Below are 25,725 nucleotides of genomic sequence, written 5' to 3' on the forward strand. Positions count from 1 at the left end.
AACGCGCCGCGCGCCGGCCCGATGTCGGAGCCGGCGCGCAGCGGACGGTGGTACGAAGGGACCGGGTTCAGTGCCCCGCGAGCGAGTGGGCGACGCCGTCGAGACCGAGCCCCTCGGGTCCGGCCAGGGCGCCCGCCGTGTCGTTCACGTCATTGGCGGTGACCGCGACACTGCTGGGGCCCTCGGCGTGGGCAGGAGCGGCGAGGACGAGGGGCAGGATCGTGAGCGCGGCGGCGCCGAGCAGAGTACGTGTCGTCATGCTGATACCAACGCACGTCCACGAGCAAGGACACGCGAGCGGCCCGGAGTTACTCGGTACGGCTGGTGCTCAGGGGACAGGGAAGTCCTGGGTGCTCGGGTACGTCACCTGGGTGCAGCTGTGGTCCTCGGTGATGTCGTCGTCGACGTCCGCGCGGAGCACGGCCGGACATAGATGACGGTGTGGGCGGCCGTGCCCGTCGCGTATGCGGCCCCCGGGCCGGACCACCATGCGCCCATGGCGGCTACACCGTCGGTCGGCAGCGGTCGCTTCATCAGTTCCGCGTCCAGCACGTCCGCGCGTTCCTGTCGTCCCACTCTTGCCCCCCAGCGCCGCCACGTCCCGTCGTGCGCTCAGCGTAGTCGGCGGACGCGGAGGACGACATCGTCCGTGTGGTGGGCGCCGGCGCCGCCTTCCGGGGCGACGCGGGGGCGTTGTTCGTCGGCCTCGATCTGCCAGGCGTCGTCCAGGAGCGCGGGGATCATGGAGGGCCAGACGTAGTCGGCCGGGTCGAAGCCGTTGTCGTCGGGGGTGCGGGTGTCCATGCCGGCGTGGTGGACCAGCAGGAGTACGCCCCCAGGCGCGACGGCCGCGAGGAGGGCCCGCTCGGCCGCGGCGTCGGGGGTGCGGAGCAGCGCCGGGTACTGGGCGGAGACCAGGTCGAAGGAGGCCGGTTCCAGCTGCGCCTCCGTCAGTTCGGCGTGGATCCAGCGGACGTCGACGCCGGCGTCACGGGCGTGGCCCGCGGCCCGTTCCAGTGCCACGCCCGAGACCTCGAGTGCGGTGACGTCCCAGCCGCCGCGCGCGAGCCAGACGGCGTCCGCGCCCTCGCCGCAGCCGACGTCGAGCACCCGGCCGGGGGTGAGGCCGGCGGTCTCGGCCACCAGGGCGCCGTTGGGGCGGCCGCTCCAGAGTTGGTGGCGATCGGCGTAGCGGCTGTCCCACTCCGCCCGTACGGTCGGGTCTCCCCTGTAGGCGTCGGCGGGCGATCCATGTGCGATGTCTTCGGTCACCGGGCCACCGTCGCCGAGGAGGGGCCTGTCACGCCACCCTTGTTGCCGGTTCGGCAAAGCCACCTCCCCGCGGGCCGCCTTCTCCCGCACCGTGCTGTGGCGCACCTCCCGCCTCGTGCGAGGGAGCCGTGCCGACCCCTGAACGGCACGGTTCCCTCACCTCGGCCCACCTGCTCGGGCGGTCCGAGCGGGTGACGGCTCGACGGAACGCCTCGAACCGTTCACCGGAGTCGTCGGCGTCGTGATGCGCGGTCTCGGTCTCCATGACCACTCCTCTCTCACCCGTAAACGACCGATTGTCCGCCGCTCGCATGGTGTGAGGCACTGCGAGGCGCCGGGCATGGCGAAACCCGGCTGACCGGAACGATCAGCCGGATACGAGGCTCCCGTCCGCCTCAGCCTTCCGTGGGTGCGAGCACGATCGGCACGGTGCAAAGGCGCACGATGATCAGCGGGACACGGCGCGGGGCAGGGGTACCGGGCTTCGCACCCGGGGCGTCGGGTGCGGACAGGATGGTCATGCGGACTCCAGGACGAAGGCGATCCAGGCCGGCTCGCGATGTCTCATCAACCGGCGTCCGGAGGGTTTCCGGCGATGTCGTCCGCGTGGCAAGGGGCAGGGCTCCGCTCGAAGTCGCCGGTCAGCGGCAGGCGTTGGGTATTCCGACGAACGGCCCCTCCGGAACGATGTCGTGGCGTTCCGTCCGGAGACTCCGCGGAAGCACCCGGCGCCGCTCTAGACTCGCGGGTGGCTGCCGGCCGGGTCCACCGCGGCCCTGCCTGGGGGAGGCCGCAGGTGCACGAGGACGCTCTCGCCGTGTTCGCTTCGGAGCTTCGCGCTCTCAAAGGGTACGCGGGAAACCCGCCGCTGAAGGAGATCACGCATCAGGCGGAGAGGCAGGTTCCGCCTGTCTCCCTGAAAAGCTCCACGCTCAGCGACTGGTTCAACGGGCGCAGCGCTCCGGATGCGCAGCCACCGATCGCGTTTCTGCTGCGCTACCTCCACGGCAGGGCTGTCGCGCGCGACCACGACGAGCTCTTCGGAGTCGACTGGTACGAGGAGCTGCGCGCTCGGGCGTTCGCCCAGAAGAGCGCGGCCCGGGGTGGGCGGCCCGGCAGCAGACCTCGCCCTCGACCCGCCCGAAACAGCCTGCGGGACCTGCCGACCGTCCGTGAAGCCGACCCGCTCCTTCTGGGTGTGCACCGGCCGATCCGCGTCCATGGTCACGACGAGTCCACGCTGCCGCCCTATGTGCGGCGCGACGTGGACCACGGGGCCGGCGGGTTGCGCACACGCCTGCGCACAGCCGTACGGAACGGAGGGTTCCTGCTTCTCGTCGGAGGGTCCTCGGTCGGCAAGACCCGCACTCTGTACGAGGCGTTGGCCGAGACGGTGCCGGCCTGGCATCTCCTGCAGCCCTCGTCGCCGTCCGAGGTGGCGGCGGCCGTCGTGGGCGATTCGTCCAGGCGCCTGGTGGTGTGGCTGGACGAGCTGCACCGGTACCTGGAGGGCCAGGAGGCGGTCGGCGCGCCGACCGTGCGAGCCCTGCTGAAGGCCGGTGTCCTCGTCGTCGCGACGATCGGCCCCCGCGCCTACGCCGGCTTCACCGCTCCCCCCGCGGGCGACGGGAGCGAGGACCGGCACCGCGGCAAGCGTGAGGTGCTTCGGCTGGCTGAGGTGTTCCACGTCGGCAGCGAGTTCAGCCCGCGCGAGTGGCACCGCGCGGAGATGACGGCGCGGAAGTCGGCCGCCGCGGGAGACCGGCGCCTGCGGGTCGCCGTGGAGTACGCGCGCTCCGGACGAGAGGGCCCGTCCGCTTCCTCGGCGGAAGACGCCGAGCCGGCTGCGGCGGACAGTGGCCGCGGGACGGCTCCCGGTGGGAGACCGCAGGCGTCGGACGGCTCCGGTCTGATGCTCCACCTCGGTCCCGACCACGCCCTCATGTCCGAGGTGCAGCAACGGGCCATTCTCTGGTTCAGCGAGCAGGTCGAGGCCGCCCAGCCCCGTATTCCGTCCGACAGCTCACGGTTCGGGCTGACGCAGACGTTGGCGGCCGCTCCCCAGTTGATCGAACGCTGGCGCAACGCGGACGGCCAGGAGCTTCCCTACGCGAGGTCCGTACTCACCGCCGGGATCGACCTCGCTCGTCTCGGCGTCACCTCACCGTTGGGAGCCGAACTGCTGAAGGCGGTCGCCTGGGGCTACTGCACACCGGAGCAGCGCGCACGGGCTACTGCGGACTGGTTCGACGAGGCGTTGACCTACGCCACCCGCGTCCTCCTCGGAGCCACCTCCGCCCTCGTCCCCGTCATGGTGGAGAGGGACGGGTCGGAGACCGTCGGCTATCGCCCGGCGGACTACCTGTTGGAGCGGGCGTCGGTGGACAGGGCGGGCCTCTCCCCTCCGGAGGCTTTCTGGCGGGCCTGCGCGACACATCTGACCGATGGGCGTGAGCTGCTGGCCCTGGGCTCCTCGGCGGTCGACCGGCTTCGTTACGTCCATGCCGTTCCGCTGCTCACCAAGGCCTTCGAAGACGGTGAGGCGGGTGCGCTGTTGTCTCTGACCACGATTCTGCAGGGGCAGCGGAGAGTCGGGGCTCTGGTCGCGCTGGTCCGTGCGCATCAAGAGCGCTGCACCCGGCTGCCGGTGATGAGCGCCATGCAGTTGGCTCACGCGCTGGCCGAGGCGGGTTGCGCGGACGAGGCTGTGGCACTGCTGCTGCCGCACGCCGAGAACGACTTGGCCTCCTTGCTGACCGCCACCGTCTGCGACGGTTCGGGGCACGTCGGAAGGCTGGCGGAGCTGGCCGAGGCGGGCAACGGATTCGCTTCGAGCCTGCTCTCCCGCCGTTTCCTGCACAGCGGCAGCGAGCTGTTGAAGCTGCTTCAACAGCCGCCGACGCAAGGGGAACCTGCCGAGGCGGACACTCATGGATCGACCGGACCGACGTCGGAAGCCCCTCGCGCGGAGATCGTCGAAGCCGACGCCCTCCTCGTCCTTCTCTCCCAAGGGCGCATGACGGGGCCGGGGGCACTTCTGGCGCCGGCTCACCACAGTGACCACGCCACCTTCGTGGATCGGCTTCTCGCTGTGACAGAGCTGTTCGTGTCGGAGGCCGCACGTCTGAGCGGCCTGGCGGTGACGCAGCAGCCGTCCCTGGGGACACCGCCACCTCCTCTCGGGGTTCCGCGACCGCCGGAGGAGGTGGCTCGTGAGGCGGCGGAGGCTGGGGACGTCGGTGCCGCGCTCGACGCACTCGACCAGGTCCGTGGCGAGCGAAATGCCGAATGGATGCGCGCCACACTGCTCTGCGAGCACGGACGGCCCGATGAGGCGTTCGACGGGCTGAGGGCCCTGGCCGCGGCGGGCGACTTCAGTTCCGCGATTCGCCTGTCGGAGCTGCTCGTCGCCTGCGGGAGGGCGGAGGAAGCACTGGACCTCCTGCGGGAGAGGGAGCGGGCCGGGGACCCCTTCGTCTTCGTCTGGCTGGACCACCTGCTGGCCGAGCACGGCCATGCGGACGAGCTGGCGGACCGGGCGACGCGAGGCGACACGATCGCCCTGGAGCGGCTGACGCATGTCGCCGCTGACGCCCTGGTCACGCGCGGCAGGTTCGCAGAGGCGTTCGCTCTGCTGCGGGAGGGGGTGGACGCCGGCAGAAAGCTCGCGGCCAGTGAGCTGGTGGGATGGCTGACGCGCCACGGACGGGAGGACGAGGCGGATCGCCTCCGGCGCTGGGGGCTCGATGCGGACGGCAGCGTGGCGGCCGCGCCCGAGACCGTCGGTACGAGCTGACCCGTACAGGAGCAACCGCTGCGCGCCAGCGCGCGCGTCCGGTCGCGTCCGGTCGCGTCCGGCCCCTCGGGGGGCCGAGCATCACGATACGACGCGTGGGACCGCCCTCCCCTGCTGGGAAGGACGGTCCCACGATGGTCGGGGCGATCCCGCCGTCAGCCGATCTCGGCGCCGAAGGTCGCGAGCGCCTCGGTCACCGGCTGGAAGAACGTCTCGCCACCCGACGAGCAGTCGCCGCTGCCTCCCGACGTGAGGCCGATCGCCGTGTCACCGGCGAAGAGCGAGCCGCCGCTGTCGCCGGGCTCGGCGCAGACCGAGGTCTGGATGAGGCCCTCGACGACATCGCCGTTGCCGTAGTTCACGGTCGCGTCGAGGCCGGTGACCTGGCCGTCGTGGACCTGGGTGGTCGAACCGCTGCGCTGCACCTGCATGCCGACGGTGGCGTCGCCCGCCTTGGTGATGGCCTGAGCGCTGCCGTTGTAGAGGTTGACCTCGCTTGGGTGCGGGGTGTCGCCGCTGTACTTCACCAGCGCGAAGTCGTTGCCCGGGAACTGGGAGTCGACCATCGAGCCGATCGCCGCACCGCCCGCCGAGGCCGACCACTCGCTGCCGGAGTCACCGCAGTGACCGGCGGTGATGAAGTGCGGCTCTCCGCCCTTCACCACGTTGAAGCCGAGCGAGCAGCGCCCTCCGCCGGAGTGGATCGCGTCTCCGCCCGAGGCGAAGGTCTTGAACTCACCCGCGCTGCGCTTGAGCTCGGCCTTGCCGCCGAGGTTCTTCACCACCTGCTGCAGGGTGGCGAGCTTCGCCCCCGAGACCGTGCGGTCGGCCGTGACGATCACCTTGTTGCTGACCGGGTCGGTGGCCCAGGAGGTGCCCGCTATGGTCGCCTTCTCGGTCAGGGTCTTCCGTGCGGCGCCCAGTTCGGCGAGCGTGTTCGCGACCACCCGCGGCTTGGCACCCGCCGCCCGTACGGTCTGCGCGGCGTCCTCGGACACCACGTTCACGACGAGCGCCTTGGTGCCGGCCTCGTAGTAGGAGCCCGCCTCTGCCGCGCCCAGGTCCGTCTTGAGCGAGAGAGACAAGGTGCCGGCGGCCGGCGCGGTCAGCGCCTTCACGGAGAACTGCTCGGTGTCGTCACTGGCGTTCGCACTCTGGAACGTGATTCCCGCGATGACCAACGCGGCGGCGGCTCCGCCCGCGACGACAGTCTTTCGCCCGGTGATGCGACGATGCTTCAAAGTGACCTCCTGTGGGGGGCCGTGCCCGGACGAAGTGGGGTTCCGGGTACGGAGGATGACCCGCCGAACTATTCCGAGGCGTCGCAGTCGCACACAAGAGCGTGCCGTGGAAAGGTGCACGACAACACGGTTGCGTTTACAGGTTCTTCACCTTCGTGGCGCCCTCGCGCATGTCCGGACGAGGCTCTCGCACGTCGCGTCGTGACACCCCCGCAGCCGCCCGGGCCTGCCCTCTTGTCGGTTCCGGGACGTACGAGAACGACAGGACCTGTGGCGCTTCTCGCTCTCCGCCTCGGGGCGAAGTGAGAATGCGATGGATTCCTCGCGTGAAGAGTAGGTTTGGGCGGCGAGTGCCCTTTCCGGGCATGTCATCGGAAACAGACGGAAGCCCGCGCGTACGGAAGGGCGGCCCGCCCGGACCGGAGTCCGGACGGACCGCCCCTGCTACCCGACGGGTGCGGGCTCAGCAGCCGCCGCAGTTGTAGAACGTGACGTCCCAGTGGTTGCCCTCGTCGGCGTAGACGTTCCCGGCACCGGACTTCCACTGCGGGGCGCCGTCGCCGCGCACGCCGATGTAGGTGAACGTGTTCTTGATGTAGTTCCCGAGGCATGTGTACTTGCTGAAGTCGAGCTTGTACCCGTTCCAGTGCGAGTACGTGCCGGACGCGTGGCCCGTCTCCGTGCCGCCGGTGATGTTCAGGGCGCAGCCGCTCGCGCTCCTGAGGGTCTGGGCCCCCTGCGCGGTGGCGAGGTTGAGCTGCTCGAACGACGTGCATGTCGGGTTGTTCCGGTCCGAGCAACCGCCGGACGACGACCAGGTGATCCCCGAGCCGCGGAACATCGAGGTCGCCGAGGCGTGACTGATCTTGGTGGCCGCGTGGGCGTCGCCGGCGCTGCCGAGGACGCCCACACCCGGGGCGAAGAGGGCGCCGAGGACCAGCGCGAGTGCGGTGACGACGGAGCGGACGGCCGATCGCCGGGGGCGACGCGCGGCCGTGCCGTCGGTCGCGGGGTCAGTGGGGAGGTGCGGAGACTTCATGACGTTCCTCCTGGTGCGGACTTCGGTGGATGGGTGCGGTGTGCGGTGGCGGGGTGTGCGGTGGCTCGGTGTGCGGTGCCGTGGCTTCGGTGGTCCGGTGCGCGGTGGCGCGGCCTTGGGCCTGGTGGTCTACCCGCGTCGACTCCTGGACGCGAAAGACCTCCGTACAGCGGACCGGGGGATCAGGCGGCGGAGCGGAAGGCGGGCAGATAGCCGCCCGAGTGGCCTGTGGCCGTGGGGTGGTAGCTGTTGGACACCGGCACCGAGACGCTGTGCAGCCAGGCGTCGCCCGAGCAGATCTCGTGGCCCGTGAACTCGTCCACGACGCTGGAGTACGTGAATCCCGCGTCGGCGGCCTGCTTGGCCAGCACCGCGTTGAGAGCGTCACTGCCCCGATTGATGGCGGCGCGTTCGGTCTCACTGAGCCCGGCGATGCAGCTGCCGCTCAGCCGGTAGAAGCGCGGGTAGCCGAGTACGACGACGTGGGCCTGCGGCGCCTTGCCGCGGATGGCGCTGTAGAGGGAGGAGAGGCTCCCGGGCAGAGTGTTGTTGACTTGCGTGATGGCGTTGTTCACCGCGTTGACGCAGGTCGCCTCGCTCTGCAGCACACAGGTCTGCATGACGTTCGCGAACCCGACGTCGTTGCCGCCCGCCGTGACGCTGACGAGCGTGGTGGAGCTGGTGAGCGGGGCCAGCTGACCGCTCTTGACCGTACTGGTCGTCGCTCCCGAGCAGGCGGTGAAGGAGAACGAGGCGGGGGCGTTGGCCGCCGCCCACAGGGACGGGTAGGCCTTGCTGCTGCGCTGGCAACTGCCGCTGTCGGACAGGTAGCTGCCGGCGCCCACTCCTGAGGAGTACGAGTCGCCGAGAGCGACGTAGCGCTCCCCTGCCGCCGTGGCCGCGGAGGCGGGCTGGGCCAGTCCCACGGTCGCGGCGGCGAGGGACAGTAACGCGGGCAGGACCCATCTCAATCTAGACGCGAACATGACAACCTACTCCTTGGGGTGAGGTGAGGGCCAGGAGTTGTTGAAGCGTCACTCTTGTAGCAGCGATCGGAGCCCCAGCGATAGACGTGCGAATCGGTTTGCTTCCCCGCGCTCCGAAGAGACGGCCCGACCGCGCCCTCAGCCGGTCGGGCGCGAGCCGGCCGTCACGCGACGGTCCGCGGCCGTGCGCCAGGCGGACGTGACGGACTGCCGGATCAGATGGGTCGCGGAGGTGGTGTCCGCCGGCAGCCGCGCCGGCGCGCCGAGGTGGACGTGCAGACGGGGGCGGCGCAAGGGGGCGGTGAGGAGTCCGGCGAGTTGCTTGGCGACGCTACCGGACGTGATGCGGCGGGCACCGGCCTGACCGAGCGGGAGCAACGGGACCCCGGCGCGCATCGCCAGTCGGGCCGGCCCGCTGCGAAAGGCCTGCGGCGGAGCGTCCGAGGAGTCCGGGTGGGGCGGGATGCCACCCTCGCCGTACACGAGGACACAGCGGCCGGCGCGCAGGGCGGCTTCCGCCGCGGTGAGGGCCTCGGCGGCCCTGGCGGTGCCGCGGCGCACGGGCACGTACCCCTCGCGGGTCAGGACGGGGCCGAGCAGCGGGACTCGCCACAGGCCGGCCGCGCAGAGGACGACGGGCTCGACGCCCAGCCGGCGCAGGGCCGCCAGGACGACGACGGGGTCGGCGAGGCTGGTGTGGTTGGCCACGATCAGGGCCCCGCCCTCGGGAACCCGGGGCATGTCGGCCGTGACGGCGAGTCTCCCCAGGGCGGGAGCGATCGCGGCGGCGAGACGACTGAGCATGCGAGGCCTTCCTGACTGTCGCGGGAACTGCCCCCATCGTCGGGCGCGCACTCCCTCGAAAGCCTGGGCGCAGCTACTCAATCGCCTGGGTGCCGGGGGAGCCCGCGGCTGAGTACCCCGGGCGGCCTCGCACCGGCTTTCGGCACCGGGGCGTGCCCGGCAGCCGCGGGCGGGGGTCGGACGGTGCGGCAACCGCGCGTCGTGTCACGGTGTCCGTCCGCGCGAGGAGATGGAAGAGTCGGGCCCGACGTGGTCGGCCGAGCCGCGCCCGGCGACCGGCCCTCCCCGACGCCTGTGACCCAAGGGGGCCGCCGATGCGCCTGTACGCCCAGACACCAGCTCGCCGGAACCGTCAGGTGCTCGTGGATCTGATCGCCGTACTCCTGATCGGCGCGGTGGTGTGGGGCGCCCTCGCGGTCCGCGAAGCGATCATGCTCCTGGCCGAGCCGGGGGTGAGGGTCGAAAGCTCGGGCGACGGCCTGGCCGCCGAACTCGGCAACGCCGGCGATGCCGCATCGGACGTGCCGCTCGTCGGCGGCCTTCTGTCGAAGCCGCTCCGGTCGGCGGCCGACGCCAGTGCCGGATTCGCCGACGCCGGGGAGTCGCTGCAGCAGGCCGTCAGCCAGCTGGCCACCGTGACCACAACGGTGTTGATCGTCGTCCCGGTGGCCCTGGTCCTGCTCCTGTGGCTCCCCCCGCGGCTGCGCTGGATCCGGCGCGGTACGACCGTCCGACGCCTCGTCGATGCACCCGGAGGCGTCGACCTGCTCGCCCTGCGCGCTCTCACCGGCCCGCCCGGCGACCTGGTGGCGCTTTCGGTCCCGCCGGGCGGGCTCGCCGACGCCTGGCGCCGGGGGGACCAGCTCGTCATCGCCGACCTCTGCGAGGTCGCCCTCAGACAGGCCGGCTTGCGGCCCTGACGGGCGTGTTCCCGCCCGGTCAGCGCCTGCGTCGGGCGGGCCGGCCGGCACCGATTCCCGCGATGTGCAGAGCCAGGGCGACCAGCCCGAGCAGCATCACATTCGCCGAGGAGAACACCTCGTTGGTGCCGATGTCCGCCGCGTTGATCAAGAAGGCAACGAAGAACAGCACTGCCGCCGCTATACCAAGCATGAACTGACTCCTCTGGTCGGGTGCTGCCCGTCTGCCCCCGCATTCCCTTCGCACGCTCACGGGAACGGCTCGGCGGAGATTCCTGAGCGTCGACGGAGCCGCGGGCGCCCGGCGCGCCGCCCGGCTGGGTGACCGGTGGGGCGTGCGGGTCGTGTGGGGCACCGGGGGCGGCACCCGCTGTTGTGAGCCAAAGGCAGGGGTGTTCGCGGGGCGTTTGTTGGCCGGGGTCCGCCCTGCCCTGGGGCTCGCGGGCTTCTAGCATTCGACCACCCCCGCCCGCACCGGTGGGGCGCCCGAGGGACTGCACTGACATGAACATGATAGTTCAACAGTTGTCCGAGCAACAGATGGGAGAACCATGCGAGTCCCCCTGCTGGTGAGCGGAGCGATCACCGCTCTGTTCGCCTCGGCCCTGCCCGCGCAGGCAGGCCCGTCGTCGATCGTCGATCCACCCCCGGACAGGATCGTCATCGACGTCGCCACGGTGAACGGCTCCGGCTGCCCGCTCGGCACAGCCGCGGTCGCCGTGTCCGAGGACAACACCGCCTTCACCGTCACCTACAGCGAGTACCTGGCGCAGGCGGGCGGTGGCTCCTCCCCCACCGCGGCGCGCAGGAACTGTCAGCTCAACCTTCTGGTGCACGTGCCCCAGGGGTTCACCTACGCGGTCGCCAGCGCCGACTACCGCGGCTACGCCTCGCTCCGGCCCGGTGCGAGCAGCACCGAGAAGGCCTCGTACTACTTCCAGGGTTCGCCGAGCACCGCGTCCCGGACCCACACCTTCCGCGGGCCGTACGAGGACAACTGGCAGGCCACCGACACCACCGACTGGGCGCAGCTCGTGTGGGCGCCGTGCGGTGTGCAGCGGAACTTCAACATCAACACCGAGCTGCGGGTGAACGCCGGCACGTCGAACCCGGCCGCCACCAGCTACATGACCATGGACTCCACCGACGGTGACATCAGCACCGTGTACCACCTCGCGTGGAAGGAGTGCCCTGGGAGGTGAACTGACACCGTGACGCGCCCCGGCCGGGCTCTCCCCCTTTCCGGCCGGGGCGCCGCTCCGCGCACGTCGTCGCGGCCTCAGCGGCCGGTCGTACCGTCGACGCGTTCACGGAGGATGTCCGCGTGACCCGCGGGCCGGCCGGTCTCCGGTCCGACGGACTATCCGGCCGCCATGTCCGGACCGGGCAGGAGCGTCTCGTCCAGGTGGTAGCCGAGCTCGCGCAGGCCGAGCGCCACCGCCACTGCCCGCCGATGCCGCTCCGCCCGTTCCGGCGACCGGGCGGTCTTCTCCGCCGGGCCCGCCTGGGGCGGGGGCGGGGTGGCGTCCGTAGGTGACGGCGGGGGCGGGGTGGCGTCCTGGACCGCGTCCCACGCCGCCCGCGCGACGTCCTCGGCCGTCCGGTCGTCGATGCGGCCGCCGTCCCTCCAGCGGGCCAGCTCTTCGTGGGCGGCGGTGCGACCGAGGTGGTCGTCGATGGCCCGGCGGGCCTCCCGCGCGTCGGCCGATTCGGCCGGGCCGTTGTCAGGTGCTGCTGCCGTCATGAAACGTAAGGTAACCGCGCCCTGGCCGGCCCCGGCCGCGCCACGCGGCGCCGTCACCCGCACACGGGCGACGGCGGACCGGCCGGTTCAGAGAGCTCCGCCGAAGGGCCAGGAGTCGACGTCGCGATAGTGGATCGGGCCTGGGCCCCGGGCGGTGTTGCTGGCGACCAGGTGGAGGCGTGGGGTCGACCAGGGGCGGCCGGTGAAGGTGTCGAGTTCGGCCGCGGCGTCCACCACGCCGGTGGGATCGTTCCGGCGGGCACGCGCCAGCGTGAGGTGCGGACGCAGCGGACGGCCCTCCAGGACCACCCCGCACCCGTCGACCACGGCGCGTATCTCGGAGGCCAGCAGGTGCAGGCCTTCGAGGTCGCCGTCGATCCCGCTCCACAGCACCCGTCCGTCGAAGTGTCCGCCGCCGTGCAGCGCCAGCTTCAGGGGGTTGCGGGCCGCCGCCGACCGCGCGAGCGGCGGCTGGAGGAGCCGTACGGTCGCGACCGGGAGTTCTCCGAGGAACGCCAGGGTGATGTGCCAGTCCTCGATGTGGTTCCACCGCATTCCCGGGTACGCCTCATAGGCGGGGCGCAGCGCCCGGGCCAGCTCCGCCTTGGCGTCGTCGGGCGGCGCGAGCGCGATGAAGGCGCGGACGGTCGAGGTCGGGTACTGATCGTTCACGGAAGCCTTCGTACCGCACCGCTCCGGTCGAGTCATCCGGGGGGTCCCCACTCCTGCTCGGCCCAGATGGTCTTGCCGCTCCGGCTGTAGCGGCTGCCCCAGCGGGTGGTGAGCTGAGCCACCAGGTAGAGGCCCCGGCCGCCCTCGTCGGTCAACCGGGCCCGGCGCATACGGGGATGGGCGGCGCTGGGGTCGGACACCTCGCAGATCAGCCGGCCCGCGCGGATCAGCCGTACCCGGACCGGCCCGCCGGCGTACCGGATGGCGTTGGTGACCAGTTCGCTGAGCACCAACTCGGTGGTGAAGACCAGCTCCTGGAGTCCCCACGCGCACAGTTGGGCCTCGGCGGCCTCCCGCACCGTGCCCACCGCCGCCGGATCGGTCTCGACCTCCCACGCGGCCACGTCCCCGTCCGGTACGGCACGGGTGCGGGCGAGCAGGACGGTGACGTCGTCCCCGAGCCCGGCGGCGGGACGGCCCGCGACGGTCTGCCTGCCCAGGTCGCGCAGCGACCCGCCGAGGGCGTCGGGGCGGGCCAGCCGACCGGCCAGTTCGGCCATCCCCGCGTCCAGGTCGCCGTGCCGGTTCTCGATCAGGCCGTTGGAGTAGAGGGCGATGACGGTACCGGGGGCCACCTCGGCCTCCGTCGTCTCGAACGGCAGCCCGCCGACGCCGAGCGGCGGGCCCGGGTCGACCGGCAGGAACGAGACGTCGCCCTGCGGATCCGCCACCGCCGGAGGCGGATGCCCGGCCGACGCCACCACGCACCTCCGGGACACCGGGTCGTAGATCGCGTACACGCAGGTCGCGCCCGTGGAGGAGGAGGAAGGGTGGCGCGCGCGCCAACCGCCGTCCGCGGCGCCCCCGACGCCCCGGCCACCACCGCCACCGTCCCGGCCGTCGCCCCCGGTGTCCCGGCCGCCGTCCTCGACGTCCTCTTCCGCCGGGTCCTCGGGTTCGGCGACCAGTTGGGAGACGAGATCGTCGAGGTGGGTGAGCAGTTCGTCGGGTTCCAGGTCGAGGTCGGCGAGGGTGCGCACGGCCGTGCGCAGCCGGCCCATGGTGGCGGTGGCCGCGAGTCCGTGTCCGACGACGTCCCCCACGACCAGCGCGACCCGCGCGGAGGAGAGCGGAATGACGTCGAACCAGTCTCCCCCGACACCGGTCGAGGTGTCGGCGGGCAGATAGGTGCCCGAGGTGGTCGCCGCCACCGTCTCGCTCTGCGTCGGAGGCAGCATGCTGCGCTGGAGTCCGACCGCCGCCCGGTGCTCGCGGGCGAAACGGCGGGCGTTGTCCAGGGCGAGGGCCGCGCGGTCGGCGATCTCGCGCAGGAGGTCGTGGTCCGCCTTCTCGTACGGGCCACGTTCGGCGCGCCGGCCCACCGACACCCGGCCGAGGATCATTCCTCGCGCCCGCAGAAGAGCGGTCATGGTCATCGGGTGGCCCCCGACGACGTCGGGGGCGGGCGCGGTGTCCGCGGTCGGCGCTGCCCCTTCGTGCGCGCCCCCGGGGGCGGGGGCGGCCCTGCCGACGGGCGCGCTCCCGGGGGAGCGGGGGGTCCCGGAGACGCGTGCGGTGTTCGCGATCGGGGCGGCGACGCGCACCAGGGCCGAGGCCGGGGGGTCGTCCCCGTCCGCGGGCCGTCCCGCGACGGCCGTACGGCGCAGCACGAGCCGGCCTTCCCCGTCGGGTACCGGTTCCTCGCCGAGCGCCACGGTGTCCGCGATCTCCACGACGGCCAGGTCGCCGAGGCCGGGCACGAGCGCCGCGGCCAGCTCCGCACACGTGTCCGTGACCGAGAGCGAACCGCCGACGGAGGCCGTGGCGCGGTGCAGCAGCGCCAGGCGCTCGCCCGAACGGCGCACCTCGGTCACGTCGGTGAACAGGGCGGTGAGCCCCAGGACCCGGCCGTCGGGAGCCTGCAGCCGGAACGCCGAGATCGTGATGAACACTCCGCCGGCGGGATCCTCCACGGTCCGCAGGATCTGCTCGGCCCCGATCAGCGGTCGGCCCGTACGCAGAACCCCTCCGAGCTGCTCCTCGACCGCGGCCGCGTCCCTGGCCCACAGGAAGTCCGACAGGCGGCGTCCGCGCAGGTCGGACGGTACGCCGGTGTAGGGCAGGAGGTGGGTGTTGGTGCGCAGGAGCCGCAGCTCCGGGTCGAAGACGGCGAGCCCCACCCGGTCCTGGAGGAACAGCTCGTCGACGAACGCCCGGTCCTGGCTCCAGCGGGTGGCGAGGGCCGCCGGGGCCGCCAGGACGAGGCAGGAGGCCTCGTCCCGCGCGCGGTGCTCCCTGGCACCGTCGTGCGCGTCGCCGCCGGTGAGCCCGAACGTCCTGAAGACGACGGGCAGGTCCTCACCCCCGCCCGTGCGCAGCACGGCCTCGCCACGCCGCTCCCCCTGGGCGTACGCCTCGACGAGCGCCGTCCAGGCGAGCGGGTTCGCGAGGAGGGCGCGTGCGGGCCGGCCGACGACGTCCGCGGCGGACCGGCCGAGCAGCGTCCGGGCCTCCGGTGTCCAGCAGCTCACCGTTCCCCGGAGGTCGAGGACGGCGGCGGCGGTCTCCTCGGCGAACGGCAGGAGGCCGTGGCCCGGGACGGCGACGCCGTTCACGGCGCCGCCTCCTTCCGGCCGTGCCCGTGGTCCCGAGCGTGCTCCTCCTCGCCGTCGAGGCCGTGGTCCCGGCCGGACGCGGGCTGGGCGCGGGCGATCAGCAGGGCGACGTCGTCGTGGTCGTCGGGGCGTCGCAGCGCGCCGAGGATCAGGTCACAGGTCTCCTCCAGGGGGAGGGAGGCGGACTGGGCGAGGAGGTCGGTGAGTGCCGAGAGGCGTACGTCGATGTCCTGGTCCCGGGTCTCGACCAGGCCGTCCGTGTACAGGACGAGGTCGTCCCCGGCGGTGAACGGGATCTCCACGGTCTCGAAGGGGACGCCGCCCACGCCGAGGGGCGCGCCCGTGGGCAGGTCGAGCAGACGCGGGGCCTGTCCGGCCGGCACGTACACGGGCGGCGGATGTCCCGCGCAGGCCAGTCGGCAGGTCTCCCGGTGGGGGTCGTACACGGCGTACACGCAGGTGGCCATCGCGTCGTCCATGTCGGCGGCGGTACGGTCCAGTTGGTCGAGGATCACCGCGGGGGCGAGGCCCAGCCCGGCCAGCGTGTGTGCCGCGGTGCGCAACTGCCCCATGGTGGCGGCGGCGTTGATACCGCTGCCCATCACGTCACCCACGACCAGGGCCGTCCGGTCGTCGGGCAGCGGGATGGCGTCGAACCAGTCGCCTCCGACCTCGACCGCCGCCGACGCGGGCTGGTAGCGGGCGGCGACGTCGAGCTGCTTCAGGCGGGGCGGGCCGTGCGGCAGCAGGTGGCGCTGGAGGGCGAGCGCGGCCTGGCTCTGGTGCCGGTACCAGCGGGCGTTGTCGATCGCGACGGCCGCGCGGGCCGCCAGCTCCCCTGCCAGCAGTACGTCGTCCTGGTCGAACGCGACCGAGTTGCGGGCGCGCTTGAGGTCGAGCACACCGAGGACGACACCGCGGGCGCGCAGGGGGACGGCGAGGTAGGAGTGGACGCCCGCCTGCCGCAGGAGCGCCGCGGCGGGACCGTCACGCGCGATCCGGGTCAGGTCGCCGTCCGTGACGTGTTCGACCAGGACGGGCCGGCCGGTCCGTGCACAGCGGGTGACCAACCGCTCCGTGTCGTAGCGGGCCGGTTCACCGACGGGGTCGGCGGCCGCCTCCGCCGGGCTGGGGTACGCGGCCTTCACCGCGAGCGCACGGAACACCGCCGTGCCCGGGGCTGCCCGGGCACCGCGCAGGTGCGGTCCGCTCAGGATGGACTCCAGGACGTCGACGGCCGCGATGTCGGCGAACTCCGGCACCACCAGGTCGGCGAGTTCGTGCGCGGTGAGGTCCAGGTCGAGTGTGGTGCCCACCCGCTCGGACGCGTCCGCGACGACCGCGAGACGGCGCCTCGCCTGTGCGGCGGCATGGGCGGCGTGGTGCTGGTCGGTGATGTCCACGACCGACGCCGCCACTCCGATGACGAGCCGCCCCGGGGTCTGCAGGCGGTAGAGGGACACCGACCACACCCGCTCCCTCCCGCCCGGGCCCACGGGTCCCCGCAGGGTCTGGGCGAGGACGGGGGTCCCGGTCCGCAGCACCTCGCGGAGCGTCGGTTCCAGTGCCGCGACGTCGGGTGACGCGGCCACCTCACGGAACGTACGGCCCAGATGGCTGACGGCCGGCCGGCCGTCGATGCGCTCCAACGCCGGGTTGACCAGGACGAACCGGAGATCGGGGTCCAGGACGGCCAGCCCGATCGGCGAGTGGGCGACAAGGCGCGAGGAAAGGGACAGATCCTGTTCCACGCGCCGCACCGTGGTCCGGTCGGAGGCCAGGCCGAGGGCGTAGAACCGCCCCTGGTCGTCCTGGAGCCGGGTGTTGCGGAACTCCACCGGGATCGTACGGCCGTCCTTGTGCCGTACCGGGAAGACACCGGCCCACGGTCCGCCCCCCGCGAGCACCCGCTCGAAGAGCGACAGCACCAGGTGCCGGTGGCGCGCCTCGACCAGCAGCCGGGCGGCGGGCCGGCCCAGGGCCTCCTCCGCGCGGTACCCGAAGACGGTCTCGGCCTGCGGGCTCCACAACACGACGCGCCCGCTCGCGTCGAGCACGATCGCGGCCACCCCGAGTACATCAAGAAGACCGCCGGGTTCCCAGGCAAGGTCACTACCCGCCGCGTCCGGGCCGGCAGGGAAAGCCGCCGCGCTCATCCAGACCGCATCCCTCCTCGACGCCCCCGCGACCAGCCACCCCACCGCCACCCCATCCGCGGGCACGGGCGCGCGGACGGGTCTCCTCCATCATCCCGCCCCCAGGGCAGACCGCCAGTCCTCGCACCGACCCCGTCCGGGGCACCCTCTCGGCCGCTGCCTCGGATCCGGGTCGGTGCCCTCGAAGAGCCACTGCCGGTGAAGAGCGCCAGGGGTGGCGCGGCTGCCCGGGGTCCGTGACTCGCTCCGCACATGATCGTTACCCGCGTGGCGGCGCCCGCGGTGGCGGGATCCCCGCCCCCTTTGCATCACGTGGCATCAAGGCGCGTCGACGTCGGGTCGGCACGGGAGGAATTCGAGTGGTGGGCTGGATGAGTGTCGGTCTCGGGGCTGCGGCAGCCCTGTGCCCGCTGCCGCAGTGCGGCGACGTAGCCGTCGTCATGGACCACTCCCCCACCGGCAGCCGCCTGCTGGTCTGTGCACCGGACGTAGGGGTCGACCTGGCGTACGGCGACCAGGCCCCGCCCCAAAGCCTCACGTGCGCACCGCCGTCGCCGCCCTCGCCGCCCCTCTCGCGGCCCTCTCCGCCGGTTCCGTCGGCTCCGTCGGCGGCCGTTTCCGAGCCGACGGAGGCGGGGCGGCCCGGGCCCGCACCTTCCGCCGCGCCCGCGCCGGAGCCGGTCCCGGCGCCCGCCGCACCGGCGCCACTCGCTGCCGCTCCCTCGTCGGCACCACCGGTCGAGCCGGTGCCCCGGGCCGCCGCCCCCGACCCGGCGACCTCCCGCCCGGCGATGGTCCCTCAGGCCTTCCGGTGGGTGCCGCGCTCGCACTACACCGGCGGTCCGTCGCGTCCGGCACCCGCCACGATCTCGATGACCATGTCGACGGTCGTCATCACCCTGCCGGCCGTGCTGGCCGCGGCGGCCCTGCGGCCGGGTCGTCGCCGCGGTCGTGGCTGACCACCGGCCGGACTTCACCGCCCGGTTTCCACCGCCCGGATCTCGTTCTCACGTCACTTCGCTAGTCCTGGAGTTGTGCAATGCCGGAATGGCTCGTCTACACCCTGGCCTCGGTCCTGGTCTGCGTGCTCGTCGTCACGGCGACCGTCGTACGCCACCGCCGCGTGGCGGTCGATGAGGACACCTCCGAGACCCCGGACGTGCTGGAGTACATGGTCATGATGGTCGGCGTCGTCTACGCCATCGTGCTCGGCCTGGCCATCGCCGGCGTATGGGAAGCACGTAGCGCCGCCGAGGACACGGTCCAGCGCGAGGCGCAGGCCCTGTACGAGATCGACCAGCGCCTGGACGTCTACCCGGACGCCTTCCGTACGCAGGTCAAGGCGCACATCGACGCCTACGCGCGGCACGCCGTCACCACCGAATGGCCCGCGCTGAAGGACGGCACGCCCGTCGACGGCACCGGCGCCGAGCTGCTGGGGCGCATCCGTAGCGACCTCGCCCACCGCACCCCCGCCGACGAACTCCAGGCCCAGGCCTACCAGCCCCTCCTGGACCAGGTGGCCGCCGCGGACGACGCCCGTCACCAGCGCCTGGACACCGCCGGCACCACCCTGCCCGCCGCTCTCTGGTTCGGCCTCGTCGCCGGCGCCCTGGTCACGCTCGGCCTGCTCTACACCCTGCAGATCCGCCGCTCCGCGCGCGAACTCCTGCTGGCCACCGCCTTCAGCGCCCTGGTGGTGTTCCTGCTCTTCCTCGTCTGGAGCTTCGACGCGCCCCTCGGCCACTCCGGGACGGACTCGGCCCAGCCCCTGACCGACCTGTTCACCACCGCGGTCTGATCACCCGCTCCAGCTGGTGAACGCCTGTCGGGCGCGGGCCGTCAGGTCACGTACTCCTGGGTTGTGCGTGCCCTTCCAGATCAGGGCTAGCAGGGCGGGCGTGTCGACGTCGTCGATGGTGCGGGCGGTGAGCCGGTCGCGGTAGGCGGCGGCCATGGAGTCGCTGAGGACGGCGACGGCGAGGCGGCGGGTGGCGAGGTCGGCGATGGCGTCCGCGGCGCCGGCCTGCAGAGCGATCTCGGGCCTCAGGCCCTGTGCGGCGCACGCCTGGTCGAGCACCGCGCGCGGGCCGGTGGCGGGTGGCATGCACACCAGCGGGTGGGCGATCACGTCGCGCAGGGTGACCCGCCGTTTCTTCGCCAAGGGGTGGTCGGGCGGGACCGCGGCGACGAGCCGCTCGCTGATGATGGTCAGCGCGTCGAGGCCGTCCGGGGTCGCCACCGCGGCCCCGATGACCGCCAGGTCCACGGTTCCGGCGCGCACCCCTTCGACGAGCCGGTCGGAGCTGTCCTCCAGCAGGGAGATCTCCACGGCGGGGTGCGCCTCGTGGAACGCCGCGAGGGCGTCGAACAGCGGGGTGAGCGTGCAGCCGACCACCATCCCGACGGTGAGCCGCCCCCCGGATCAGTCCGGTCACCTCCCCGACCGCCTGGCCGACCGCCTCGGCGGCGGCCAGTGCGGCGCGGGCGTGTGTGAGCGCCGCCTCTCCGGCGACGGTGGGGGTGACGGCGCGGGCGGAACGGTCGAACAGCTCAGCGCCGAGCTGGCTGTGCGTCCTCGACCAGCCGGAGTTCACCCCGCCCACGCGCTGACGTCAGACGTCTGCGACTCCGGACTCCCCCAGGCGCCGCCAGTACTGGCGCTCGCCCTTGTCACGGAGTGTGTAGCCCAGGCGCTCGGCCTCTTCGCGCAGCTCCGTCGCGTCCGCCGTGTCCTTCTTCTCCAGCGCCGACCGGCGGGCGCGCAGGATCGCGTGGGCCGCCGCCGGGAGGTCGGGCGTGCCCGGGATCCAGCGGCTGAACTCCGTCGCGTGCGGATCTGCGTCCACCCAGCGATAGCCGTGCGCGGTGAAGGCCGCCGCCAGTTCGCCCGCGTCCACGTCGGACTCGCCCCGGTACAGATGGCGTGTGGCTCGGTCGAGGACGACCAGTTCTCTGCCGTCCAGGAAGACAGCCCCGATCTCCGGACCCGGCAACGTCCAGTGCTTGCCTTCCTTGTCGATGCGCACCGTGCCGTCCTCCAGCGTCACGCGCATGCAGACCGACACGAGCACGGCACCCCCCAGGGCCCCCAGCAGGGCGCCGATCGCCGCGGCCACCGGCGGCACCCAGCCGCCGGACAGGCCCGCCACCCACGCGACAACCCGCTCGAAGGGCACGACCGGAAGGTCGAGGATCCAACCCGACAGCGGCGGCAGGAGCAGGCCCACAAGCCCGCCCAGCACCAAGCCGCCGCCCACGAGAACCCACCGGTCGCGCTTCGGCAGCGAGACCTCGGTCGACGTCCCCGTCCCGCCGCCCTTGCTCAGATCCACCGCGTCCCCCGCCATCGCACCCGCGCTCCTTCTTCCGGCCTCACCCTCGACGCTAGAGCGCGAGCCACCGCCCCGGTATCGGCCGAAGGTATCCGTCTTCGGGGCCGTGGTTCGACTTTGGTCTCTCCGTGCGGGCCGCGCCGCGCGACGTACGATCATGGGCCCCACGCCTGCAAGGAGTGCCTGTTCGGTGACCGCCGTCATTCCGCCGCCCCGTCCCGCCACCGGTCTGCCGCCGGCGCTCCTTCTCACCCGTGTCGAGAACGGCGAGCGTCTGCACGGTCTGCTGTGGCGGGTGGGTGAGCGCCGGCGGATGATCAGCAGCGCCGTGCTCGGCGGAGGCACCGGGGAGCGCGCCTGGGTCCTCAACGCCCAGGTCTCCCATGGCTACCGGCGCACCGACCCGGACCGACACCTCGCCGACCTGGCACGTGACGCCGGCGCCCACGGGCCGGGGGTGGGGTTGATGACGGCCGCCGACGTACGGGAGTACGGCCACGCTCACGACGGCGGTGTGGACGCTGTCGCCACCGCGGGGCTCGGCGTACGCGGCTGGGCCGCCTCCCCCGCTCAGGGGACGGCCCTCGCGGAGGGGCCGGGCACCGTCAACATCCTGGTCGCGCTGCCGGTCGCACTCACGGACGCGGCACTGGTCAACGCCGTGGCCACCGCCACCGAGGCCAAGGTGCAGGCGCTGCTCGACGCGGGCTACGACTGCTCGGGCACCCCGACGGACGCGGTGTGCGTCGCCGCCCTGTCCCCGCGCCCCGGCGACGAGGTCCACGCCTTCGCCGGTCCGCGCTCCCTGTGGGGCGCGCGCCTGGCGCGAGCCGTCCACCAAGCCGTGGGCGCCGCCGCCGGCGTCGGGCGGTGTGCGGGTGCGGCGGCTGGGACGCGCGGCTCTACGGGCAGAACCAGCCGTTCTGGACCCAGCCGCGCCGGTTGATGTCCCCGTAGGCGAAGCCGTACACCCAGTCGCCGCCGTCCTTCTCGACGAGGAAGGTCTGACCCCGGTACAGCGTCCCCATCCAGGCTCCGTGCGGCGCCGTGACGCGGACGAACAGGTCCTCCGCGCAGACGGTTTCCCGCTGGCCGACCGTGCCGTCGGCGGCGGAGGCGGGTGTCGCCGTGAGGGTGAGGGTGAGGGTTGCCGCGAGGGCAAGGGCCGCCGTGGCGGATGTTCGCAGCTTCACGCGTTCTCCTGAGTCGGGTGTCCGGTCTCCGGTCGCGAGCGCGCGGGCGGTCACCACGAGCCGAAGCCGCCGAGGCACTCCGACCGGACGAAGCCCCAGTCGTTGGGTCCGAAGTCGAAGGTCGCCGCCCAGCCGTTGTACACCGGATGAGCCCCACGGGTGTGTCCGACCTTGTTGCCGCGCGCGAGCGTGCGCTTGAGGCCGACCGGCCCGGCGGAGCTGTCGTAGTTGGCGTAGAAGCTTGCGCTGTCACAGACGATCACCGCGTGCTCCGGGACCGTCGGTTCCGCTCCTGCGGGGGCGGCCAGGGCGAGAGTGAGAGCGCCGACGGCGGCGAACGAGACGGCGATTCTGGTTGTCGTGGACATGCCTGACATGGTGGCGCTCGGACGGCCCGGTGTCGAGAGTGCGTGACGGCGGCGGGCGGCGCATGGCCATGACCTGGCCGTACGTCCGCGCGCCCCATGGTCGACCGGGCCGCGCGGTGAGTTCTCAGCGAACGGGCGAGCTGTCGACGGGAACACCGAGGCGGTCGGCGAGAGTCGTGAGCGCCGCTCCCAGGGGGAGGGCGACGCGTGTCGTGGCGTGCCGGTCGCCGCGGGTCGGGTCCCGGTTGATGATCAGGACCGGCGTCGCGTCCTGGGCTGCCTGGCGGACGAACCGCAGCCCGGACATGACCGTCAGCGAGGATCCCAGGACCAGTACGGAGGCGGCCGCCCGGACCAGAGCGCGACAGTGCTCGACCCGCTGCGGCGGGACGGCTTCACCGAAGAACACCACGTCCGGCTTGAGGGCTCCGCCGCAGACGGTGCAGGGCACCACACGAAAGTCCCTGACCTGTTCGTCCGAGAGGTCGGCGTCACCGTCGGGATTGAGCCCGGCCGCCACCGGCTCGAAGCCCGCGTTGGCCTGCTCCAGCCGCTGGGCGAGCTCACCGCGCGCGCTGTACGTTCCGCAGCCGAGGCAGACGACGCGGTCCAGGCTCCCGTGGAGCTCGACGACACCCTCACTGCCGGCGCCCTGGTGCAGACCGTCGACGTTCTGGGTGATCAGACCCGACAACAGGCCGTGCCGCCCGAACGCCGCCACGGCCCGGTGGCCGGCGTTGGGCCGGGCCCGGCCGAACGTACGCCAGCCGAGATGACTGCGGGCCCAGTACCGTCGCTGCGCCTGGGCGCTGGAGGTGAAGTCCTGGTAGGTCATCGGGGTGTGCCGGCTCAGACTCCCGCCCTCCCCGCGGTAGTCGGGGATCCCCGACTCCGTGGACATGCCCGCCCCGCTGAGCACCAGCACACCGCCGGTGCCCAGCGCGTCGGCCACCGGCTCCAGATCCGTGCTGCCCGGGGGCAGGCCCTCGGTCGGGGTCCAGCTCAACGTGGGACGCATACGCATGTCGCCAGGGTACGGAACGGGCCGCCCTCGGGCGTCCCCCGCGAGCGAGCGGTCAGAGACCGCCGCCGATGCGGAACGCGAAGAGGAGCGCCACCATGACCGATCCGACGACGATCAGGGAGACCCACATCAAGGGGTGCTCCCACATGCCGCCGTCCGGCCGTTCGGGGTGTGCGGACGATGTCGAGCCCTCGCCGGGGGGTGTTTCCTGGGGCGGTACGAGTTTGTCGACCATGACGCCTCCTCTGCCCTCGGTGGCGTACCCACGAGTCCTTCCCATGGTCCTCCCGCCGGGGCCGCCCTGCCACGCGTGCCGATCGCGCGTCGCGATGCGTACCCAGGTACCGGTGTCAGCAGGTACCGGTGTCAGCGGCGGTGGGCCACGAACGTGTGGGTGATCCCCGTCTGCCAACCCGGCTGGGGAAGGATCCGCACCCCGCCGAATCCGGCGCGCCGCAGACGGTCGGCGAAGGCGTCCGCCGTGTCGAAGTCGAGGACGCTGCGCCGCAGGTGGGCGTAGAGCCGCGCGTCGCCGTGGAGGCGGCCCCACGGCAGGACGACACCGCCCATGACGGCCGACCACAGAGCCCGGTGCAGCGTACGGCCGCCGAGCGCGTACTCGTGGACCGCGAGCCTCCCACCCGGGCGGAGGAGACCGTGCACGACGTCGAGGACGGCGTCCGGATCCGCGACGTTGCGGAAGAGGTAGGCGGCGAAGACCGCGTCGTAGGGCCCCGACACCCCGGAGGCCGTCATGGCCTCGACCGGCGCGTGGACGAACGAGACCCGCGCCGGCCAGCTCTTCCGCCGTGCGTGCGCCAGCATGCCGGCGGAGGCGTCGACGCCCGTGATCGTCGCCGACGGCGCGGCCCGCAGCAGCGCGCGGGTCGACGCGCCCGTTCCGCACCCGAGGTCCAGGACCGACAGTCCGGCCCCGTCGCCGGGCAGGCCCAGGCGGCGCGCCGAACGGCGCAGGTGCGCGTGGTATCCGGGGCTCGCCGAGGTCATCCGGTCGTACGTGTCCGACGCGTGGTCGAACGCGGCGGCGAGTTCGGTGTCGCGCAACAGGGTCATACGCACTCCTCGGGTGCGGGGCGGCCTGCCCGGAACACACATCGTCGCACCACGCCGTGCGCCTGGCGCCGAGCCGGGCGTGTGCTTGAGCCGGACGGCTCAAAAGGTGATGCATCCGAACCCGGCGGCGGTACGGAAAGGCCAGAGAAGAACGGTACTCGCCGACGCCTGGCAGCAAGGGGTTCCCGATGCGCACACTCGACCCGCTCGTCGTCGACCGGGACGTCCCGGCGGCCGTGGGGCTGGTGCTGGACGAGGTGCTCGGGCGCCGTCTCGAGGACGCCGCGGCCGCGGACCCGCTGTTCGCCGCGGACCTCGCCCGACGGGTGGCGGCCTTCACGCTGGCCGGCGGCCGGCGGCGGCGCTCCCAGCTCCTGTGGTGGGCGATGCGGGCGTGTGGTGGAGGCGCGCCGGAATCAGGGGCGGCTCTCCGCGCCGCAGCGGCCCTCGAACTCATCCAGACCTGTGCGCTGATCCACGACGACGTCATGGACGGTTCGCCGCTCCGCAGGGGGCGCCCGTCCGTGCACGTCGCCATGGACGCCCAGTACGGCACGGCGAGGCGACCACGGCCGTACGGCACGTTCGGCGGCTCCGCCGCAGTCCTGGCCGGAGACCTCGCGCTGGCCTGGGCGGACGACGTCTTCGCGGAGGCCGTCGCGGCCACGGCCCATGCGCGGGAGGCGGGCCGTGTCTGGCGCCACATGCGCACCGAGATGGTCGCCGGGCAGTACCTGGACCTGCACGCCCAGGCCACGGGGTCCTGCTCGCCCGGGCGTGCCCTGCGTACCGCTCTGTTGAAGACCGGGCTCTACTCCGTCGCCCACCCTCTGGTCCTGGGCGCGACCATGGCCGGAGCGCCACCGGAGTGGGTGCGCGCGCTGCGCGGCGCGGGGCGGTGCGCCGGCATCGCGTTCCAGCTGCGGGACGACCTGCGGGGCGCCTTCGGTGACCCGTCGGTCACGGGCAAACCGACCGGGGAGGACCTGCGCGAGGGGAAGGCGACCTACCTGGTGGCGGTCGCCCGGGCCCGCTGTGCGAGGCGCGGTGACGGCGCCGGGCTGCGCCTGCTCGACGAGGTCGTCGGGTCCTCGAACGCGACGGAGGACGAGCTGCGCCGGGTGCGCGACGTGCTCGTGTCGAGCGGTGCCCGCGACCAGGTCGTCGCGCGGACCGAGCAGTTGCGCCGACGCGCCGCCACCGTCCTCGACGGCGCCGGGCTCCCCGCGGAGGCGACCGCCCGCGTGGGGCGGCTGCTGACCGACCTGTGCGATCCGGCCGTCGAGAGGACGACCGGGACGGAGAGCGGGACGGGGAGCGACGCGGGAAGCGAGACGGGAAGCGACGCAGGAAGCGCGACGGGGCTCGACAGAGGGGGCGAGGCGGGGCTCGACACGGGGGCCGGGACGAGGGGCGCGGCGCACGCGCGGTCCGGCCTCGGTTCCTCCCCGGACGCGGGCGTTCTGATCGGGGGAAGTCGTTGAGA

25 protein-coding genes and 1 pseudogene are annotated in these 25,725 nt (G+C 72.9%); 7 read left to right on the top strand and 19 right to left on the bottom strand.

Translation table 11 applies throughout. The annotated features are described in order from the left end of the window. Window positions 1-67: 67 nt before the first annotated feature. From ACIPPS_RS12015 to ACIPPS_RS12025, 3 genes are all read right to left on the bottom strand, one after another. A complete protein-coding gene (locus tag ACIPPS_RS12015) occupies window positions 68-259 on the bottom strand; it encodes a hypothetical protein (RefSeq protein ID WP_401429976.1) in 192 nt (63 codons plus the stop codon). A gap of 353 nt (window positions 260-612) precedes the next feature. Further along, window positions 613-1,272, bottom strand: coding sequence for a class I SAM-dependent methyltransferase (locus ACIPPS_RS12020; RefSeq protein WP_401429978.1), 660 nt, complete (start codon window positions 1,270-1,272; stop codon window positions 613-615). Window positions 1,273-1,667: 395 nt separating this feature from the next. Then, complete coding sequence (locus tag ACIPPS_RS12025; RefSeq protein WP_401429980.1) at window positions 1,668-1,793, bottom strand: hypothetical protein; 126 nt, start codon at window positions 1,791-1,793, stop codon at window positions 1,668-1,670. Between the two features lie 275 nt (window positions 1,794-2,068). Between ACIPPS_RS12025 and ACIPPS_RS12030 the strand changes: the two genes are divergently transcribed. Continuing rightward, window positions 2,069-5,068, top strand: coding sequence for a hypothetical protein (locus ACIPPS_RS12030; protein ID WP_401429982.1), 3,000 nt, complete (start codon window positions 2,069-2,071; stop codon window positions 5,066-5,068). Between the two features lie 155 nt (window positions 5,069-5,223). Here ACIPPS_RS12030 and ACIPPS_RS12035 read toward each other — a convergent pair whose 3' ends face one another. The 4 genes from ACIPPS_RS12035 to ACIPPS_RS12050 all read right to left on the bottom strand — a co-directional run bounded on the left by ACIPPS_RS12035 (window position 5,224) and on the right by ACIPPS_RS12050 (window position 9,138). Further along, entirely contained in the window at window positions 5,224-6,309 is a 1,086-nt protein-coding gene (locus ACIPPS_RS12035; protein ID WP_401429984.1) for a S1 family peptidase, read from the bottom strand. 463 nt (window positions 6,310-6,772) lie between these two features. Beyond that, the gene (locus ACIPPS_RS12040) at window positions 6,773-7,348 is read right to left on the bottom strand and encodes a hypothetical protein (protein WP_401429986.1); all 576 of its coding nucleotides are present in this window, start codon (window positions 7,346-7,348) and stop codon (window positions 6,773-6,775) included. A 182-nt stretch (window positions 7,349-7,530) separates the two neighbouring features. Next, entirely contained in the window at window positions 7,531-8,334 is an 804-nt protein-coding gene (locus ACIPPS_RS12045; protein WP_401429988.1) for an SGNH/GDSL hydrolase family protein, read from the bottom strand. Window positions 8,335-8,472: 138 nt separating this feature from the next. Then, window positions 8,473-9,138, bottom strand: a complete 666-nt coding sequence (locus ACIPPS_RS12050; RefSeq protein ID WP_401429990.1) for a lysophospholipid acyltransferase family protein — start codon at window positions 9,136-9,138, stop codon at window positions 8,473-8,475. A gap of 314 nt (window positions 9,139-9,452) precedes the next feature. Here ACIPPS_RS12050 and ACIPPS_RS12055 point away from each other — a divergent pair, with 314 nt between their 5' ends. Continuing rightward, window positions 9,453-10,058 (top strand): hypothetical protein, encoded by a 606-nt coding sequence (locus tag ACIPPS_RS12055; protein WP_401429992.1) that lies wholly within the window; start codon window positions 9,453-9,455, stop codon window positions 10,056-10,058. A gap of 19 nt (window positions 10,059-10,077) precedes the next feature. Here the strand turns inward: ACIPPS_RS12055 and ACIPPS_RS12060 are convergent, their stop codons facing one another. Further along, window positions 10,078-10,251: a hypothetical protein gene (locus tag ACIPPS_RS12060; RefSeq protein WP_401429993.1), complete on the bottom strand. Its 174-nt coding sequence runs from the start codon at window positions 10,249-10,251 to the stop codon at window positions 10,078-10,080. A 358-nt stretch (window positions 10,252-10,609) separates the two neighbouring features. On the opposite strand from ACIPPS_RS12060, the gene ACIPPS_RS12065 reads away from it, so the two are divergent. Beyond that, window positions 10,610-11,260, top strand: coding sequence for a DUF4360 domain-containing protein (locus ACIPPS_RS12065; protein ID WP_401429995.1), 651 nt, complete (start codon window positions 10,610-10,612; stop codon window positions 11,258-11,260). Window positions 11,261-11,418: 158 nt separating this feature from the next. Here ACIPPS_RS12065 and ACIPPS_RS12070 read toward each other — a convergent pair whose 3' ends face one another. The 4 genes from ACIPPS_RS12070 to ACIPPS_RS12085 form a co-directional block, all read right to left on the bottom strand. Then, window positions 11,419-11,802 (bottom strand): hypothetical protein, encoded by a 384-nt coding sequence (locus ACIPPS_RS12070; RefSeq protein WP_401429997.1) that lies wholly within the window; start codon window positions 11,800-11,802, stop codon window positions 11,419-11,421. 87 nt (window positions 11,803-11,889) lie between these two features. Then, window positions 11,890-12,474: an RNA 2',3'-cyclic phosphodiesterase gene (gene thpR, locus ACIPPS_RS12075; protein ID WP_401429999.1), complete on the bottom strand. Its 585-nt coding sequence runs from the start codon at window positions 12,472-12,474 to the stop codon at window positions 11,890-11,892. A 32-nt stretch (window positions 12,475-12,506) separates the two neighbouring features. Further along, window positions 12,507-15,089, bottom strand: coding sequence for a SpoIIE family protein phosphatase (locus ACIPPS_RS12080; RefSeq protein ID WP_401430001.1), 2,583 nt, complete (start codon window positions 15,087-15,089; stop codon window positions 12,507-12,509). Continuing rightward, a complete protein-coding gene (locus ACIPPS_RS12085) occupies window positions 15,086-17,245 on the bottom strand; it encodes a SpoIIE family protein phosphatase (protein ID WP_401430003.1) in 2,160 nt (719 codons plus the stop codon). Before ACIPPS_RS12085 ends, ACIPPS_RS12080 begins: the two co-directional genes overlap by 4 nt. A 746-nt stretch (window positions 17,246-17,991) precedes the next feature. Here ACIPPS_RS12085 and ACIPPS_RS12090 point away from each other — a divergent pair. Both ACIPPS_RS12090 and ACIPPS_RS12095 read left to right on the top strand, forming a co-directional pair. After that, on the top strand, window positions 17,992-18,204 hold the full coding sequence (locus tag ACIPPS_RS12090) for a hypothetical protein (RefSeq protein WP_401430005.1): 213 nt from the start codon (window positions 17,992-17,994) through the stop codon (window positions 18,202-18,204). Window positions 18,205-18,284: 80 nt separating this feature from the next. Next, window positions 18,285-19,046, top strand: a complete 762-nt coding sequence (locus ACIPPS_RS12095) for a hypothetical protein (RefSeq protein ID WP_401430007.1) — start codon at window positions 18,285-18,287, stop codon at window positions 19,044-19,046. Here ACIPPS_RS12095 and ACIPPS_RS12100 read toward each other — a convergent pair. Next, a pseudogene (locus ACIPPS_RS12100) lies at window positions 19,047-19,845 on the bottom strand (LysR substrate-binding domain-containing protein); the annotation flags it as partial. 15 nt (window positions 19,846-19,860) lie between these two features. Continuing rightward, entirely contained in the window at window positions 19,861-20,595 is a 735-nt protein-coding gene (locus ACIPPS_RS12105) for a hypothetical protein (protein ID WP_401430009.1), read from the bottom strand. 175 nt (window positions 20,596-20,770) lie between these two features. Here ACIPPS_RS12105 and ACIPPS_RS12110 point away from each other — a divergent pair, with 175 nt between their 5' ends. Continuing rightward, window positions 20,771-21,526, top strand: coding sequence for an adenosylcobinamide amidohydrolase (locus ACIPPS_RS12110; protein WP_401430011.1), 756 nt, complete (start codon window positions 20,771-20,773; stop codon window positions 21,524-21,526). Here ACIPPS_RS12110 and ACIPPS_RS12115 read toward each other — a convergent pair. From ACIPPS_RS12115 to ACIPPS_RS12135, 5 genes are all read right to left on the bottom strand, one after another. Further along, window positions 21,483-21,773 (bottom strand): hypothetical protein, encoded by a 291-nt coding sequence (locus ACIPPS_RS12115; RefSeq protein ID WP_401430013.1) that lies wholly within the window; start codon window positions 21,771-21,773, stop codon window positions 21,483-21,485. The two genes, ACIPPS_RS12110 and ACIPPS_RS12115, sit on opposite strands and share 44 nt — an antisense overlap. A gap of 50 nt (window positions 21,774-21,823) precedes the next feature. Further along, complete coding sequence (locus ACIPPS_RS12120; protein ID WP_401430015.1) at window positions 21,824-22,141, bottom strand: hypothetical protein; 318 nt, start codon at window positions 22,139-22,141, stop codon at window positions 21,824-21,826. Window positions 22,142-22,265: 124 nt separating this feature from the next. Continuing rightward, window positions 22,266-23,165: an NAD-dependent protein deacetylase gene (locus ACIPPS_RS12125; protein WP_401430017.1), complete on the bottom strand. Its 900-nt coding sequence runs from the start codon at window positions 23,163-23,165 to the stop codon at window positions 22,266-22,268. Window positions 23,166-23,217: 52 nt separating this feature from the next. Continuing rightward, the gene (locus ACIPPS_RS12130) at window positions 23,218-23,400 is read right to left on the bottom strand and encodes a DUF6480 family protein (protein WP_401430019.1); all 183 of its coding nucleotides are present in this window, start codon (window positions 23,398-23,400) and stop codon (window positions 23,218-23,220) included. 131 nt (window positions 23,401-23,531) lie between these two features. Beyond that, window positions 23,532-24,239, bottom strand: a complete 708-nt coding sequence (locus tag ACIPPS_RS12135; RefSeq protein WP_401430021.1) for a class I SAM-dependent methyltransferase — start codon at window positions 24,237-24,239, stop codon at window positions 23,532-23,534. A 188-nt stretch (window positions 24,240-24,427) separates the two neighbouring features. Between ACIPPS_RS12135 and ACIPPS_RS12140 the strand changes: the two genes are divergently transcribed. After that, window positions 24,428-25,723 (top strand): polyprenyl synthetase family protein, encoded by a 1,296-nt coding sequence (locus tag ACIPPS_RS12140; RefSeq protein WP_401430023.1) that lies wholly within the window; start codon window positions 24,428-24,430, stop codon window positions 25,721-25,723. Window positions 25,724-25,725: the final 2 nt, after the last annotated feature.

The organism is Streptomyces sp. NPDC090127 (assembly GCF_044746945.1).
Classification (GTDB): Bacteria; Actinomycetota; Actinomycetes; order Streptomycetales; family Streptomycetaceae; genus Streptomyces.

Coding starts and splice junctions, on each gene's coding strand:
- ACIPPS_RS12015 (WP_401429976.1), bottom strand. CDS start 259: ATGACGACACGTACTCTGCTCGGCGCCGCCGCGCTCACGATCCTGCCC.
- ACIPPS_RS12025 (WP_401429980.1), bottom strand. CDS start 1,793: ATGACCATCCTGTCCGCACCCGACGCCCCGGGTGCGAAGCCCGGTACC.
- ACIPPS_RS12040 (WP_401429986.1), bottom strand. CDS start 7,348: ATGAAGTCTCCGCACCTCCCCACTGACCCCGCGACCGACGGCACGGCC.
- ACIPPS_RS12045 (WP_401429988.1), bottom strand. CDS start 8,334: ATGTTCGCGTCTAGATTGAGATGGGTCCTGCCCGCGTTACTGTCCCTC.
- ACIPPS_RS12050 (WP_401429990.1), bottom strand. CDS start 9,138: ATGCTCAGTCGTCTCGCCGCCGCGATCGCTCCCGCCCTGGGGAGACTC.
- ACIPPS_RS12055 (WP_401429992.1), top strand. CDS start 9,453: ATGCGCCTGTACGCCCAGACACCAGCTCGCCGGAACCGTCAGGTGCTC.
- ACIPPS_RS12060 (WP_401429993.1), bottom strand. CDS start 10,251: ATGCTTGGTATAGCGGCGGCAGTGCTGTTCTTCGTTGCCTTCTTGATC.
- ACIPPS_RS12065 (WP_401429995.1), top strand. CDS start 10,610: ATGCGAGTCCCCCTGCTGGTGAGCGGAGCGATCACCGCTCTGTTCGCC.
- ACIPPS_RS12070 (WP_401429997.1), bottom strand. CDS start 11,802: ATGACGGCAGCAGCACCTGACAACGGCCCGGCCGAATCGGCCGACGCG.
- ACIPPS_RS12085 (WP_401430003.1), bottom strand. CDS start 17,245: ATGAGCGCGGCGGCTTTCCCTGCCGGCCCGGACGCGGCGGGTAGTGAC.
- ACIPPS_RS12095 (WP_401430007.1), top strand. CDS start 18,285: ATGCCGGAATGGCTCGTCTACACCCTGGCCTCGGTCCTGGTCTGCGTG.
- ACIPPS_RS12105 (WP_401430009.1), bottom strand. CDS start 20,595: ATGGCGGGGGACGCGGTGGATCTGAGCAAGGGCGGCGGGACGGGGACG.
- ACIPPS_RS12120 (WP_401430015.1), bottom strand. CDS start 22,141: ATGTCCACGACAACCAGAATCGCCGTCTCGTTCGCCGCCGTCGGCGCT.
- ACIPPS_RS12125 (WP_401430017.1), bottom strand. CDS start 23,165: ATGCGTATGCGTCCCACGTTGAGCTGGACCCCGACCGAGGGCCTGCCC.
- ACIPPS_RS12130 (WP_401430019.1), bottom strand. CDS start 23,400: ATGGTCGACAAACTCGTACCGCCCCAGGAAACACCCCCCGGCGAGGGC.
- ACIPPS_RS12135 (WP_401430021.1), bottom strand. CDS start 24,239: ATGACCCTGTTGCGCGACACCGAACTCGCCGCCGCGTTCGACCACGCG.
- ACIPPS_RS12140 (WP_401430023.1), top strand. CDS start 24,428: ATGCGCACACTCGACCCGCTCGTCGTCGACCGGGACGTCCCGGCGGCC.